Source organism: Stenotrophomonas sp. STEN030 (assembly GCF_056759995.1).
The window spans coordinates 26,312-39,987 of the sequence record NZ_JBRREB010000029.1 but is presented as its reverse complement, the minus strand read 5'-3'; the positions used below and the strand labels follow the sequence as shown (position 1 = coordinate 39,987).

The 13,676-nt window shown below is 55.9% G+C and carries 15 protein-coding genes and 1 pseudogene; 11 read left to right on the top strand and 5 right to left on the bottom strand.

Features of this window, described 5'->3' with window-relative positions; all coding sequences use genetic code 11:
• Positions 1-214 precede the first annotated feature (214 nt).
• The 5 genes and pseudogenes from ACVOLR_RS11740 to arsH all read right to left on the bottom strand — a co-directional run.
• Positions 215-549, bottom strand: a pseudogene (locus ACVOLR_RS11740) (ligase-associated DNA damage response exonuclease); the annotation flags it as partial.
• A gap of 219 nt (positions 550-768) precedes the next feature.
• Positions 769-1,392, bottom strand: a complete 624-nt coding sequence (locus ACVOLR_RS11735; protein WP_481536570.1) for a GIY-YIG nuclease family protein — start codon at positions 1,390-1,392, stop codon at positions 769-771.
• Between the two features lie 6 nt (positions 1,393-1,398).
• A complete protein-coding gene (gene ku / locus ACVOLR_RS11730) occupies positions 1,399-2,304 on the bottom strand; it encodes a non-homologous end joining protein Ku (RefSeq protein WP_481536569.1) in 906 nt (301 codons plus the stop codon).
• A gap of 697 nt (positions 2,305-3,001) precedes the next feature.
• Positions 3,002-3,424: an arsenate reductase (glutaredoxin) gene (gene arsC, locus ACVOLR_RS11725; protein ID WP_481536568.1), complete on the bottom strand. Its 423-nt coding sequence runs from the start codon at positions 3,422-3,424 to the stop codon at positions 3,002-3,004.
• On the bottom strand, positions 3,421-4,161 hold the full coding sequence (arsH, locus tag ACVOLR_RS11720) for an arsenical resistance protein ArsH (protein WP_481536567.1): 741 nt from the start codon (positions 4,159-4,161) through the stop codon (positions 3,421-3,423). Before arsH ends, arsC begins: the two co-directional genes overlap by 4 nt.
• A 37-nt stretch (positions 4,162-4,198) precedes the next feature.
• Between arsH and ACVOLR_RS11715 the strand changes: the two genes are divergently transcribed.
• From ACVOLR_RS11715 to ACVOLR_RS11665, 11 genes are all read left to right on the top strand, one after another.
• Positions 4,199-4,516, top strand: a complete 318-nt coding sequence (locus ACVOLR_RS11715) for an ArsR/SmtB family transcription factor (protein ID WP_481536566.1) — start codon at positions 4,199-4,201, stop codon at positions 4,514-4,516.
• Positions 4,513-5,565, top strand: a complete 1,053-nt coding sequence (arsB, locus tag ACVOLR_RS11710) for an ACR3 family arsenite efflux transporter (RefSeq protein WP_481536565.1) — start codon at positions 4,513-4,515, stop codon at positions 5,563-5,565. Before ACVOLR_RS11715 ends, arsB begins: the two co-directional genes overlap by 4 nt.
• Positions 5,566-5,787: 222 nt before the next feature.
• Positions 5,788-5,898: an NAD(P)-binding protein gene (locus ACVOLR_RS11705; RefSeq protein WP_481536590.1), complete on the top strand. Its 111-nt coding sequence runs from the start codon at positions 5,788-5,790 to the stop codon at positions 5,896-5,898.
• A 546-nt stretch (positions 5,899-6,444) separates the two neighbouring features.
• The gene (locus ACVOLR_RS11700) at positions 6,445-6,678 is read left to right on the top strand and encodes an FAD-dependent oxidoreductase (protein WP_481536589.1); all 234 of its coding nucleotides are present in this window, start codon (positions 6,445-6,447) and stop codon (positions 6,676-6,678) included.
• Between the two features lie 1,084 nt (positions 6,679-7,762).
• Positions 7,763-8,023, top strand: a complete 261-nt coding sequence (locus ACVOLR_RS11695; protein ID WP_481536564.1) for a hypothetical protein — start codon at positions 7,763-7,765, stop codon at positions 8,021-8,023.
• Positions 8,024-8,454: 431 nt separating this feature from the next.
• Positions 8,455-9,102 (top strand): class I SAM-dependent methyltransferase, encoded by a 648-nt coding sequence (locus tag ACVOLR_RS11690; protein WP_481536563.1) that lies wholly within the window; start codon positions 8,455-8,457, stop codon positions 9,100-9,102.
• A complete protein-coding gene (locus ACVOLR_RS11685; protein ID WP_481536562.1) occupies positions 9,099-9,455 on the top strand; it encodes a YkgJ family cysteine cluster protein in 357 nt (118 codons plus the stop codon). The genes ACVOLR_RS11690 and ACVOLR_RS11685 overlap by 4 nt, the downstream gene beginning before the upstream one ends.
• 381 nt (positions 9,456-9,836) lie before the next feature.
• Positions 9,837-10,952: a hypothetical protein gene (locus ACVOLR_RS11680; RefSeq protein ID WP_481536561.1), complete on the top strand. Its 1,116-nt coding sequence runs from the start codon at positions 9,837-9,839 to the stop codon at positions 10,950-10,952.
• A gap of 138 nt (positions 10,953-11,090) precedes the next feature.
• Positions 11,091-11,447 carry a hypothetical protein gene (locus ACVOLR_RS11675; protein WP_481536560.1) on the top strand — a complete coding sequence of 119 codons (357 nt, stop codon included), beginning with the start codon at positions 11,091-11,093 and terminating at the stop codon, positions 11,445-11,447.
• Between the two features lie 10 nt (positions 11,448-11,457).
• A complete protein-coding gene (locus ACVOLR_RS11670) occupies positions 11,458-11,862 on the top strand; it encodes a hypothetical protein (RefSeq protein ID WP_481536559.1) in 405 nt (134 codons plus the stop codon).
• Positions 11,863-11,975: 113 nt separating this feature from the next.
• Positions 11,976-13,463 carry a DUF3987 domain-containing protein gene (locus ACVOLR_RS11665; protein ID WP_481536558.1) on the top strand — a complete coding sequence of 496 codons (1,488 nt, stop codon included), beginning with the start codon at positions 11,976-11,978 and terminating at the stop codon, positions 13,461-13,463.
• Positions 13,464-13,676 lie beyond the last annotated feature (213 nt).

Below are 13,676 nucleotides of genomic sequence, written 5' to 3'. Positions count from 1 at the left end.
ACTGTCACTCAAGCTCCAGAAGATCCCGCCCGTTGCAAAGCACGCTGCCCCGCGCTTGGCGGATTTCGACCTGTAGTCCGCCAGTGAACCGGGAGAATGCAGGCAATACCGTGCATCGATCGCCGATCCAGAACAGCTGATGCGCACCCATCGCAGGCAGCTTCAGCACCGGGTGCAGATGGCCGCACAGCGTATAAGCAGGCGCCTTACCCGGCTCGGTAGGCGCACAGGTAGGATCAAACCGACGCTTGGAGTCGCCGGATGCGACCCATACCTGCCCGTCCACCTCAACCCGCACCTGGGCAGAGCCAAGTACATGGCCTGCTGGGTACAACGACACCGTCGCCACCCCCAACCTGAAAGGCTCGCCGTAGGCATGGCACACGTACTGCTGGACACCCAGACGCCATTCCAGGATAGGCAAGCTGGCGGTAGCGAGGTGATAGCACCCCTGCCTGCAAGCGCGTGATCGCCGTGCCCGTGCGTGATGCCCGCACACCCGACCAGTTTGGACGGATCGATATAGAAAGCACCTGCCGAGCAATACATGCCCTCAGGCCTCAGTACATGAGATCGCCGTCCGCCACGCGCGTTCCTACGATTGAGCTGACCGCAATGTGCAATGACGATGGTAAGGCGTCATGAGGTCCTGCCTTTCGCGCGTCACGCAGAAACAACGCCATAGGTCCGGAATATGGGTGCCGCTCAGCTAGTTGGCGATCACCAACGCCGACAAAGCGGCTGATGGGGCGTTTGAATGATTTCCGGTCATGATGGCGAAAGGCTGTTGCGCCTGTGCCAAGCCTGCAACGCCGGCGAGACTGCGCCGTCCAGGAAAAGCTGTAGCACGGCACAGGCGTCCAACGCGTCCCGCAGCGCGATCAATACCGGATGAGTCCACGCCGCGGGCCAGTTCTCGACGGCCCCCAGCTGTGCGACCAAGCCACGCTCCAGGCCATCCAGTTGATCGCGCCATGGCAGCAACTGGTCCGCAACCCAGGTCGATAACGGCGCGTGAACCTGAAATCCCTGCGCCGCCAATTGCTCCCGCGCCGCTACCAGCTGCAGAGAGGCGCCGCGAAACCATTCCGTCCTGCCACCGGCGCGCGAAGGCACTTCGATTGGCGCAGGTGCTGCATGAAGCCGCAATAGCCGCTTCAAGCGTGCTTCCCAGCTGCGCGCTTCGCCTATGGATTCGGCCTCCACCAACCAGCCTTGCGTCAGATCGAAGAAGTCGTAATACCTGCGGGAGAATGCCTGCAACCGAACCAGAGGATCCCGCGCTATGCCCAGCTTGCCAAAATCCTCACCGGCAACGGGAAACGCGTAGAGATACGTCCGTCCTCGCGGGCCCGTACCCAGCCCCTCCAGTGGCACGATTCGCCTGCTCATGGGCTGTCAGGACGTCTTGCGTACCGCCTTCTTCGCAGTCTTCTTCGCTCCTTTCACTGTCGCCTTCCTGGCAGGTTTCTTGGCCGCAGATTTCGTTTTTGCCGGTGTACGGCGATTGCTCTCCAGGCTCTTCTGCAGCAGCGTCATGAAGTCAACGACATTGGTCGCGGCGTCTTCGTGACCGTCAGCTTCGTGCTCCACGATCTTCGTGGTTGCACCCTTCGCTTTGATGCGCTTCTTGATGATCGCCTCCAAGCGTGTACGGAACTCGTCGTGATATGTCTCCGGCTTCCAATGCGCCTCCATGGATGTGATTAGATCCTTGGCCATCTGCATTTCTTTCGGTGCGATACGGTAGTCGCCGGGTTTGCCGGTGGGTAGCTTGTAGTCGTCCGGTTCGACCAGCTCCTGCGGGTAACGCAGCATCATCAACACCAACGCATCATCTTCAGGAACAACGGCACACAGATACTCGCGCGTCCGGATCACTACCCGCGCGACGCCAACTTTGCCCGTGCTTTTCAGTGTCTCACGCAGCAGCACATAACCCTTTTCTGCCTTCTTTCCGGGCACCAAGATGTAGGGCTTCTCGTAGAACCGCATGCCAATCTCGTCCCGGTCGACGAAGGCTTCCACATCAACCGACTCATGTGTCTGTGGCGCAGCAGAGGCAATATCCTCCTTCTCGACCACCACATAGCTACCCTTGTCGTACTCGAATGCCTTGACGATATCCTTCCAGGGAACCTCTTCACCGGTATCGGCGTTGACCCGTTCGAAGCGGATGGGCTTCTTATCGCGGGAATCCAACATGCGAAAGCTCAAATCCACACGGTGCTCACCAGACATCAGCGAAACAGGAATGTTCAACAAGCCAAATGACAGTGTTCCAGTCCAGATAGGGCGTGCCATGGCGATTTGGCCGATGAAGGTGAAAACCAACGCTGGCCAAGTGCACCTAAATTTTCTGTGAAGACGCGCAAAATAATACCGAATCCGCCCCCTCAGCGCGTTCTAAAAAGCTTGGAAGGAATCAGTGTTTCTCGTCCTGACGCCGCATCTTTTCACAAGACGACAACACAACCTTTACACCCGATAACGCGCCCTAAACCACTGCCTTGGCGATGTTCGCTCCCGACTAGAAGAAAACATCATCGCTATAAATTCCTGACCATGAATGCCGCAGTTCTAGGATATGAACCAGCGAACTGCTGCGACTTAGCGATTGATTCCGGCGCTTCCGTCCGGGGCAAGCATCGGTACCTGCAACGTTCGAACAAGGCCGTTGCCGTGGTAGTCATTAGAAAAGCTCGGTGATGCCCGCGCTGGTTACTAACCATTCCGCATGACGCACCAGAACCGAGCTGTAGCCCATTCCTCAATGACTCTTCGCGACCGCCATTGAACTTGGCAGGCCTGCTGGTGAATGCCGCTCTACACCCACTACATCGATGAGTTCATCTTCTTCGTAAAGACCACCGGAAACCTATGCCCACCATCCTCTTCCAGGTAGTACGGCGCCCTTCAGCAAGGACAAGACGGTGACGGTCAGGGAGTTGTTTTGAAAGTTTTCGTCGTCTGTCCTGCAGCGGTTGCGCTTCCGTTAAGATCAAGATGTGGGTCTTCTCTCTCGCTCATCAATCACCACCTCGCCGTCTTCCTTTACGAAGGGAGTGGCTATCGCCGGTAGGATTGCAAGAACGGCCTCTGACGGGCGAGCAAGCCGCACACCAAGGTCAGTTTCCACGAATGGTCTGTTGATCAGGATGGGATACGCCAGCATGGCATCGATCAACTGATCGTCGGTAAGCTCCGCATCGTCTAGGCCCAGGTCAAAATAGGGCGTTCCTTTCTGCCGGATTGCTTCTCTCACGGTTATTCCAGCGTTATCGATGAGCTCAGCCAATCGCGCCTTGGATGGCGTATCGGTCAGATAGTCGACGATCAATGGGTCGATGCCCGCATGCCTGATCAGAGCCAGCACGTTCCTGGAGGTTCCGCAGCTGGGGTTGTGGTAGATGGTTGCCTTCATGCTCCGCCTCCTGCGGCCGTTTGAGGAGAATTCGCACCAGAGGCCGCCGCAAGAGCCGTCATCGCTGCGTCACCCTTGCGCTCACTGTAGCGATCGACCAGATAGTCACTGCGATCCCTAACCAGCAGCGTGAACTTCACCAGTTCCTCCATCACGTCGACGACCCGGTCGTAATACGCCGACGGTTTCATCCGCCCCTGCTCATCAAACTCCTGCCACGCCTTGGGTACCGACGACTGGTTGGGTATGGTGATCATGCGCATCCAACGCCCCAGCACGCGCAACGCATTCACCACATTGAAGGATTGGGAACCCCCGCTGACCTGCATCACTGCGAGCGTGCGGCCTTGGGTGGGACGAATGCCAGCCTCCTCCAGCGGCAGCCAGTCGATCTGGTTTTTCAGCACAGCGGTCAATGTCCCGTGCCTTTCCGGGCTGATCCAGACCTGACCCTCGGACCACAACGATGCCTCGCGCAATTCGCGCACCTTGGGGTGATCGGCCGGCACCGCGTCCAGCATTGGCAGGTCATGGGGATCAAACAACCGGGTCTCTGCACCGAAGTGTTGCAGCAGGCGCTGTGCCTCCAAAGCCAGCTTGCGGCTATAGGACTGGGAACGGAGCGAGCCGTAGAGGATCAGGATGCGCGGGCAGTGCTTGCTGGCGCTGATGATCTCCAGGTCGGAACTGACGGGCTGTTGCAGGGAGGCGGGGTGGATATTGGGAAGGTCGAGCATGGTTGCTCCTGGTAGTCATTTCCATTATTCTAGTTTTATGGAACATAAGTCCGCAACGCTAGCACTGGCCGCTCTTGGTCATGGAACGAGGCTGTCGATCTACCGTCTGTTGGTAGAGGCAGGTCGCGGTGGCAAGTTGGCCGGCGAGATCGCCCAGGCACTGACACTTCCCGGCGCCACCCTATCCTTCCACTTGAAGGAGCTGGCCGGCGCTGGCTTGGTCACTTCCGAGCAGCGTGGCCGCACCGTTTGCTATCGCGCCAACTTCGACGTGATGACCAGTTTGGTCGACTACCTGACCGAGAACTGCTGCGCGGACGATCAAACCTGCGGCACTGCGACGCGCTGCAGATGAACGAAAGAGCAGAGGCGCCTGCCGAGCGCCTGTCGTTTCTTGATAGCTTCCTGACCGTCTGGATCTTTCTGGCAATGGCATTCGGCGTGGGCTTGGGCGTCGCCTTCCCGGCCCTGCAGTACCGAATAGATACGCTGAGCATCGGCACCACCAACGTGCCGATCGCCATCGGCCTGATCCTGATGATGTTCCCGCCGCTTGCCAAGGTGGACTACGCGCAACTGGGCGTGGTCTTCAAGGACAAGCGTGTGCTGGCGCTATCCCTGATCCAGAACTGGCTGATAGGCCCAGCGTTGATGTTCGTCTTGGCAGTGATCTTTTTGCGCGAACAACCGGGTTACATGACAGGCCTCATTCTCATCGGCCTAGCCCGTTGCATCGCGATGGTGCTTGTCTGGAACCAGCTGGCAAAAGGTGACAATCAATACGTCGCCGGATTGGTCGCCTCCAATTCACTGTTTCAAATCGCGTTCTTCAGCGTCTACGCCTGGTTCTTTCTTTCATGGTTGCCGGCTGCGCTTGGGCTGCACGGAGTAGTACTCAATGTTGGATTTTGGCCAGTTGCCGAAGCTGTTCTGATCTACCTGGGCATCCCCTTCGCCGCCGGGTATCTAGTGCGCCGGGCGTTGACCAGATCGAAGGGGCTTCATTGGTATGAGCACCGGTTCCTGCCCATCATTTCCCCGATAACCTTGGTCGCGTTATTGTTCACGATCACAGTTATGTTTGCTATGAAGGGCGGAGATCTGGTCAAACTCCCGTGGGACGTTTTGCGAATCGCAATCCCGTTGACAATCTACTTTGTGGTCCAGTTCACCGTCAGCTTCTTCATGGGCAAGCTGATCGCCAAAGATTACCCGCGCACGACCGCCATCGCGTTTACCGCAGCGGGCAACAACTTCGAGCTCGCCATAGCCGTAGCGGTAGCAGCGTTCGGCATCAGTTCGCCGGTCGCGTTCGCCGCCGTCATTGGCCCCCTGATCGAAGTGCCGGTTCTGCTCCTTTTGGTGAACGTCGCGCTCCGGCTGAAGCAGCGCAATTTCGCGTAGTGCCTCCTCAAGGATGCACATAGGTGGGAAGCGTCCACTATCGCTGGAATGTCCACCTCGGTAATGCTGGCCATTTTCACTATTCCGCCAAGCGGGCTAAATAGTTGGATTGGCGCAGATGCACTTGGAAGCTTCGCTTCGCAGTGAAGCCGCTTCAGCAATTAGTGCATACAGTCTTTGTTCGTGGCAGGCTGCGCCATCTACACCTCCTATGCCACGACCATGAATCTCGATTGCATCATCATCGGCGGAGGGCCGGCCGGACTCACCGCAGCTACTTACCTACGACGCCTGCACCGGCGTGTCATCGTTTTTGATGATGGCTGTAGCTGAGCTCGCTGGATCCCGGAGAGTCATAATTGTCCCGGGTTCCCATTGGGCGTATCCGGGACAGAACTTCTTCATCGATTGCGTGAGCAAGCGTCCAGGTATGGCGCAACGATTCATCAAAAACGAATCACCATGAGCTAGCCGGAGGATGGCAGGTGATGGCAGGGATTGAGAAGTGGTCAGCGCCTATAGTGTTGTTGGCGACCGGGGTTGTGGACTGTCTGCCAACTTTGGCTTCGGGTGATGCCGAAGAATCACTGCGCAAAGGACTCCTAAGGTCGTGCGCACTTTGCGACGGCTACGAGGCCAACGACCTTCGGATTGCGATAGTGGGGCCATTGGCCAGGGCGGCACCCAATGCCCGCTACCTGTCCGCATTCTCTTCCCGCGTCACCATAGCTCCCCTGGAAGAAGCCAACCTAGGGCTGGCTGGAAATTCAGATATTGAAGGCTTGCAGGTTCTTCCCCAACTACGAAGCCTAGCCTGCACGGATGATGGTTGGGACGTGACCGACGCATTGGGGTACGTCCACAGATTTGATCTTGTATATGCGGCTATGGGGGCGCCAGCACGGGGGGGAACTGGCGATCAACGCGGGAGCTTGCGTCAACGAAGAAGGCGCAGTACTGACAAATGAACACATGGAGACCACGCGTACTGGGCTCTACGCCATTGGCGACCTAGTAACAGACCTGAACCAAATTGCCGTAGCGTTCGGGCATGCGGCCGTTGCTGCTAGTGCAATTCACAAAGCCCTGCCCGTAGTGCCCCGCCGTTCCTAGAAGATAAGAACTGCCGCGTAATTTCCAATTCATTTTCACTTGAGCAGGTCTTGTCCAGAAATCAAGGGATGGCCTTGAAAGGGTTAAGAACTTCGCATTGGCGTTGGCGACTCTTCGCCGCATCCGACGGGTTAAAAAACTCGAAGATCAAAAGCATCGTCGCAGCAATGGACGATTGCACCCGTCGAACACACCATAGCGCTACATCTAAGGCACTAGTAGTAGCCAACTACGCGATCAAAAGCACTCGAACTGCTCTATAGCTGGATTTGCCTGGCCGATGCTAGCTTCCAAAAAAAAGCTTTGGGCGAGGTTCACGCCACCATCCAACATTTCGCCTTGGCATAACAAAGGAAGGACTATTGCTCATCTGCAGCCACTGGGGCTTGGCGTAGGGAGAACGGCTTTGCTGAAGGTGATGTACATAGAAGGTCCGTGCGGAGAAAGACGGGCAGTGCAAATGGTAGCCAAAGCGGACATAGACGTCGGACCTATGGGTGTCGGCACATCCTCTTGCCCGGGCCAAGTAATTGTAGGCAATGTGCTTGAGGATATTTGCGGTCACATGGCGACGCAGATCGATGTCGAGGGCCTGCGTTATCGCTACAAGGATTCGTCACTTGTCTGGACGCTGCTACTCGGCGAACCAGAGTAGTCTGCCGAACTCGCAGTCCGGTACTCGTAGAAAATCCAGGCCCGAGGTTAGATTCATACACGTGCTGAACCCTCCGTTGTAGTACAAAAGAGCGACCGGAATGTACCGTGCTGGGCGCCTATTTCTACGCATCAAGTAGCTGACGCTTCTCTCGTCACCAGCACAGGCGCGCCATCGGCGTCGGAGTTTTTGTCACAACACTTGACTCTGAACCGGACGTCCACAGTGGAACAGAGAAACCACTCAAGTACGAGAAGCTGAGAACCAACGCGAAAAAGGCAGCAACGGCCCCTTTGATCATCAGGCAGCTCCCATTCCGGTTGCCTAAGGGCAACCTCGCTACCTGGCACTACCCAGCTTCGTCACACACGAACGCTAGAAAGAGCCTATGGTGGTTGTTCAAACGCGCACTTCGCGCACGGATCAGCCATGAACCATGACGATGCACGGGCCGACTTAGATGATTTCGCGGCCGATATGATGGCGTCTACCCATTCTTGGAACTATTCCAAACGGCTGGACACCTTGCGCTCTCTGGAAATTCTCTCAAAGAAGGCACTGCGCTCGATAGTAGGGCTACCCAATGAAGCCGAGCGCCGAAATGGCATTGAAGCAGTGCTGGATAGGATCAAAAGCATGCTGGCGGCTACCGAGCAGCTCGAGTTGCTGAGAAGCAACTATCGGCATTGAGCCAGCAACGCGATTCCAGTGCGGAATTCACCCCATTCATTGGCTGCTGGAGCGCATTCAGCACCCAAAGCTCTTTTCCGCTAAAAGGCGGGACATAGGCGTATCTCTCAACCTACTTCATCTTGCTTGAGGCAGCCACGCCTTTGGCGTACCCGAATTTCCCAAAGCCTTCGTGCCCAGCTGGGTGACCGTCACGAAGAACGAAGAGCTATTTGCAGAACACGGGTACTGAATTCGTCTCTGCCATGCGTGGGGCCAAAGCGGATCAATCCTGAGACGTGCTAGCATCAAATCACAGGTCCAGCCTGCTTCGCGCTCGGTGCAGCTGTTTCGACAGTTACGCATATCGCCCCTTCTCATGCGTTACCTGCCCAGATCCATGGGTGGTCGCTCGACGGGAGTGCGCAATGCCCGGCTTTAAGACACGCAACGTGAAAGTCACCATCGGTGGCGACTCCTACTTGCTACGCATCGTCAGCGATAAGCAACAAGTCAGCGACTTGGAGGGGCACAGGAAGCGTCTTCATATTTCCTCAGCACAATGGGGTTTGTTCGGTCAGCTGTGGCCATCGGGTCAACTACTTGCCCAGGCAATGTGCCGCTTCGACATCGAGGGCAAACGCATACTTCAGCTTTCTTGTGGGATTGGACTCGCTAGCATTGTGCTGATGCGACGCGGAGTCGAGGTGATTGCCTGCGACGAGCATCCATTGGCCGAGCCTTTCCTAGCTCACAATGCCGCACTGAACGGATTGCCACCCGTACAGTTTCATCAACTCCGTCATGGGCGGGAGCTATCCACGCTAGGCAATTTTGACGTGATCATAGCCAGTGACGTTCTACATGATCGATCGCAATCCGAGGTCATAGCGAATATCGTGCTACACCATGCTAAACCTAGAGCCGAGGTCGTGATAACAGATCCGGGCTTGAGTAGCAGCGAAGAATTCAGCCGGATGTTAATCAAGCAAATGTTCGCCCTCAAATCGACAAGATGTCGAATGCATGACTCCGACCTAGAGCCATATCGCGGCCAGCTATTGCACTACTCACGCAACGTCATCACTGCCACGACATGAACAGAGTTGAGCGAGAAGGCAACGCCAAGATCACGTGCACTACGTGTGATTCACTGTGCTGCAGACTCACAGTAATTTTGGGAAAAGAAGATTCAGTGCCTTCCCATCTAACAACCCATCAGGTCGGAGGCTTGCATGTCATGACCAAGGACCAAGATGGGTGGTGCGCAGCACTAGATGGGAAACAGATGAAGTGTCGAATTTATGCCAGCAGACCTATCGTCTGCAGGTCCTTTGCCATGGGCGGCCCCTACTGCCGCGCTGAACGCGACGAGCATGCTAAGCACAGTGCTCGCCTCATCGGAATTCAACTCATAGGAGAAACAAGTCATGACGGCAATAAAGCGTACTAAAGGCCGATACCCGGCTACAAGGTCGGACTCGGTCTACGCCCCGACGGCCCATGCCAATGATCTAAGTCACGACCGCATCGCCGAAGATGTCGCAGAATTTCAGACATCGGGAGGCAAAATTGAAGTGCTCGGCAACACACCATTCCGGTGGAAGCCTCCTGTTACCAAGGTTACGACTAATGGCCGTATGCCCTACCGCGCCACAACAGATGGCGCGGCTGCTCCTAAGCGAACTGAACCTAAATCGTGACACAAGGTGATTTCTCTGTGTCTACTTCTAACCTGCAGTAAAGAATTTCCTCGTCATCGCAAGAAATTCACCTCCACGCTATTGAGTATTAGAATCCAAAACGATACCAACATTGCACTTACCGACAGGCCATGTATAGCACCGAAGAAGTTAGAAGATTGACCTACGTATCGAAAGAGCTAGGCATCCCTGTAAGCACGCTACTTCACCATAGTTCACGCGGCTATCTCCCCCTCTATACATCGCTTCCGCGACATGGCATTACGTACTATTCCGTACACACTGAATTCATCGAAAAGATTGAACCGGAAGCTGCCGATTCGCTTCCGATACAAATGCAATTTGGAGACATCGCAGGCCTGGCAGTATCCAATCATGACGTTGATCGCCTGGCTTCAGGCCAATGCGTCGAATGCTCTTTGTTCTCATCGTTAATCTTCAGAGACTCCGATTGGACAGAGATAGCTTATCCACTACCCAGGAGCTTTTTAAGCACGTTACCAATGGAAGGCTGGTTCATTGCGGCATACAACGAGCCCACAAAAACAGAAGTTGGCAACGACTTCCTTCGCCTGCCACTCCGTGTACAAATAAATTCGAAAGCGCTTCGGGTCCGAAGCAGAGACGTTGCTCAATTTTCGCGAAGCCTACGAACCGTCAGTTTCTTAAGCGAACTATTTGTGGATGGCGAGGTCGTTGGGAAGCTTCCTCCATACGTCTCTACCAAACTCGCTCAGATCTTGAAAGCCAACAGGGATTTTTGGTTCGATCACGAGAAATTGAGCGCACCGGAAAGGGTCGATCGGCGCAAGCAAACCAAGGCGTTCTTCAACGGCAAGTTCCTGCAGGCTTGCGACAAGAAATCGAAACCCGCTTCAATGTTGGAACTCGCCATGGAACTCTGCGACCCGACGCTGATACCAATTTCAATGAGAACAAACGACCACCCCTACCTCACCCCGGGAGTACTAACGTTGCTCGCGGCGGCAAAGCTTTTTTGGTCGCCCCACCTAGCCAGAGGATACTCAAGGGAGACCTATCCCCACCGAGATGACATTGCTGGTTCCCTTAAAAGGATGGGATTAACCGGGCGCAATGAAGCCAGTTACGCAACAACACTGATACGACCAGAGCACGTCTGCGCCCCCGAATTCGAAGAACGTCGGCCCAAGTCTCGCTTAAAGCGCATAAAGGAATTGAAGTCGTCGAATAAAAGCCGATACCACCCCAAGGCACCCGCCCCCTAGTCAGCCAAGGCACTTATCACATTCCAGCATTAATTGGAATGCTTAGCCAGCTAAGGCGGGCGAAAAAAACTCCAGACGGCGACGATCACCATCGTTGCAATGCAACCGCAACGTCCGTTCAATTCTGGAGCAAGCGTAGTGACCTTCCGTACCAAACTCGTTTCACATTCCAACCCCGCTCACAGCATCAGCCGCGTGCTGGGCGAGCGCACCACGGCCCTCGCTCGCGCAGAGGGCTGCGGTTCCAGTACGAAGCAAGTGGATATTCAGTATCCGCACATGGAGCAGCGCCTGACAGCGCGCCACGCCTGGGAATTTCTGGATGAGGGCCGTAGCACGTTCTACGCGCGCCAGAACCCCAAGGACTCCAGCTACGACCCGCTGTTCCCGAGTCCGATCACGTCCTCAACCACGGGCCGCGGCCCGCGCCGCTGGAAGCTGGGCGCGATTGTCGCCTGGCTGCAGCTGTGCGAATCGAATGCAGCGAGTGCCTGAGGGGGAATCCATGAAGAACGAAAAGATCCCATCCAAGGGTACCGATGCTCGCGAAACGCGCGCAGCGCGTGTGATCCGCCTGCTTGAAACGACTGCCGTTGACCCCCTGCAGGCGAAACTGCAGGACTTCCATGCTTTCTACCCAGCAGTGGCAGTCGCACGCCAGAAAGGTATGAAGACCAAGCAAATCATCAAGATCTTGGCAGACGGCGGTATGAAGCTTTATCCAGGCCTTTTCGAAAAGCTGATGAAGGCGATGGAGAGTAGCGAAGGGCAGCCCTGTTGCAAGCTCTGTAGCCAGAGCCTGCCAATCACGCCGCCCATCGGCCCAAGCAGTATTGGGAAATCCGAAGACACTGCTCGCAGTGACGAACCGACTTCGGAAGCACCGTACACGACGCTCACGCACCCCTAGTCGCCCGAGCCGACGCAAAAACTAAAGGCCGCGTGCTTCGCGCCCGTCCAAAGCCCAACTCACTCAAACCCTCGGCCTTAGGGCCGAGGGTAGATATTCCCGGATGAAATCCAATGACTACCTTCGAACACCATTTCCCGTTCCACCTGCTACCTAAGCCCCGTGAGCTACCATTACGCCGCTTCGATACGGCAGCGGAAGAATGCACCCTTGATCGTAAGGTTCCGCCCGAGCTGGCTTATTTCACTGCAGCAACTGCCTGCTGTGCAGCAGCGCAGGCGTTGGTTGACGTCACCAAGCCTGCAGGCGGAATCGTCGGAACTAACGTGTACGCCCTGATCAGCGCCCCACCTGGCGAACGCAAGACCGATGTGCGGCGAGATTTCTTTGGTGCCTTCGACCAAGTCGATGTCGAGCTCAAGGCACACTCCACTCTGGAACACGCTAACTACGAAGCTAACCTTCGCCAATGGGTGCGCAAGGAGAAATCACTCGCGTACGACTTGAAGTCGGCAAAAGGTCTCGACAAGGACGAGATACTTCAGCAGATGGATGATCATGATGCGCGCAAACCCATCCCCCCGAGTGAGATCCACGCCTCACTCAAGGAGCCAGGAATAGCGTCACTCAAGCGCGCTTTGACCAATTTCCCTTGCCTATCGATCGTATCTGGTGACTGCGCCGCCTACTTACGCGACGTAGTTCTTCCTAACGACACTATGCTCTGTGACACTTGGAGCGGCGAGAAGATTGACGATCCTCGCATCACGGTCGCTAGCTACTACTGTGAGCAGCCACGCCTCACTAGCCTGCTTATGATTCAGCCAGACAAGCTCACGTCGATTCTGAAATCCAAAAGCGGCCAAGGCGCCATCGACTCGGGCTATTTCGGCCGAACGCTGTACTGCGATGCAGTCTCAACCCAGGGAAAGCGCTTCCTGGTCCTTGATAACAACACCGCGCCTGTGGGAAGCACCCATCGTGACGAGTTCACTCGCAATATCAAAACGCTGATTCTCGAAGGCATCGCTGCCATGCGTGCCAACAAGTACAAGCGCAGGATGCTGCGCTTTGATGAGGCAGCTAGCAAGACCTGGACGCTGTACTACAACTACGTGGAAGAGCAGAGACGCGCTGGCGGTCGCTATCAACATGCTGGCGACTTCGCCGCCAAGCTGCCTGACAATGTCGCTCGAATGGCGGCAGCTTTTCACGTAACCGAACGCTACGATGGTGATGAAATCGGCATGGAATGCCTGATGACTTCCATCCGTATCTGGGATTACTCTTCGGAGCAGTACGTTAAAACATTCGCGAAAGTCGACCCCGCCGAGGCTGATGCTGATATTTTGTACGCCTGGCTGTACGAGAAACTACGCAGCGAACCTGCCCGTGCCGGCGTGCGAGTCGCAAAGGAGTACTCTCTCGACTACGTAAGCACTGTCTCGACACGCGCTCCGTGCAGGCGTATGCGTGGAAAAAAAGTTCATGACCTGCTTTCAATACTGGTCCGCAAGGGCCTCATTTCGATCCACTATGATTGGGTTGGCCGTCGGAAGACAGCTGAGAAGATCCGCTTCCTCGCCCCGCCGCCCCAGTAGGATCGACAGGAGGGAGGGGGCATAAACGTGCTAATGGTGCAAACCATTTGCACCATTAGCACGGCCTAGAGGGGGGGGCCAGCGGAGCACCGGCTCCGATTGGCTGCCCGCCCCTGACGAGAAGGAAATCGGTCCCTCTGAGCAACGCTCAGGAAGCGCAATGTCCAGCCCTGCCCTGGACGAGATTTCCACAGCTTTTACTCCGAGATTGAT

Coding starts and splice junctions, on each gene's coding strand:
- ACVOLR_RS11715 (WP_481536566.1), top strand. CDS start 4,199: ATGGAACATAAGTCCGCAACGCTAGCACTGGCCGCTCTTGGTCATGGA.
- ACVOLR_RS11670 (WP_481536559.1), top strand. CDS start 11,458: ATGAAGAACGAAAAGATCCCATCCAAGGGTACCGATGCTCGCGAAACG.
- ACVOLR_RS11735 (WP_481536570.1), bottom strand. CDS start 1,392: ATGAGCAGGCGAATCGTGCCACTGGAGGGGCTGGGTACGGGCCCGCGA.
- ku (WP_481536569.1), bottom strand. CDS start 2,304: ATGGCACGCCCTATCTGGACTGGAACACTGTCATTTGGCTTGTTGAAC.
- arsC (WP_481536568.1), bottom strand. CDS start 3,424: ATGAAGGCAACCATCTACCACAACCCCAGCTGCGGAACCTCCAGGAAC.
- ACVOLR_RS11685 (WP_481536562.1), top strand. CDS start 9,099: ATGAACAGAGTTGAGCGAGAAGGCAACGCCAAGATCACGTGCACTACG.
- ACVOLR_RS11700 (WP_481536589.1), top strand. CDS start 6,445: ATGCGGCTATGGGGGCGCCAGCACGGGGGGGAACTGGCGATCAACGCG.
- arsB (WP_481536565.1), top strand. CDS start 4,513: ATGAACGAAAGAGCAGAGGCGCCTGCCGAGCGCCTGTCGTTTCTTGAT.
- ACVOLR_RS11665 (WP_481536558.1), top strand. CDS start 11,976: ATGACTACCTTCGAACACCATTTCCCGTTCCACCTGCTACCTAAGCCC.
- ACVOLR_RS11680 (WP_481536561.1), top strand. CDS start 9,837: ATGTATAGCACCGAAGAAGTTAGAAGATTGACCTACGTATCGAAAGAG.
- ACVOLR_RS11695 (WP_481536564.1), top strand. CDS start 7,763: ATGAACCATGACGATGCACGGGCCGACTTAGATGATTTCGCGGCCGAT.
- ACVOLR_RS11705 (WP_481536590.1), top strand. CDS start 5,788: ATGAATCTCGATTGCATCATCATCGGCGGAGGGCCGGCCGGACTCACC.
- arsH (WP_481536567.1), bottom strand. CDS start 4,161: ATGCTCGACCTTCCCAATATCCACCCCGCCTCCCTGCAACAGCCCGTC.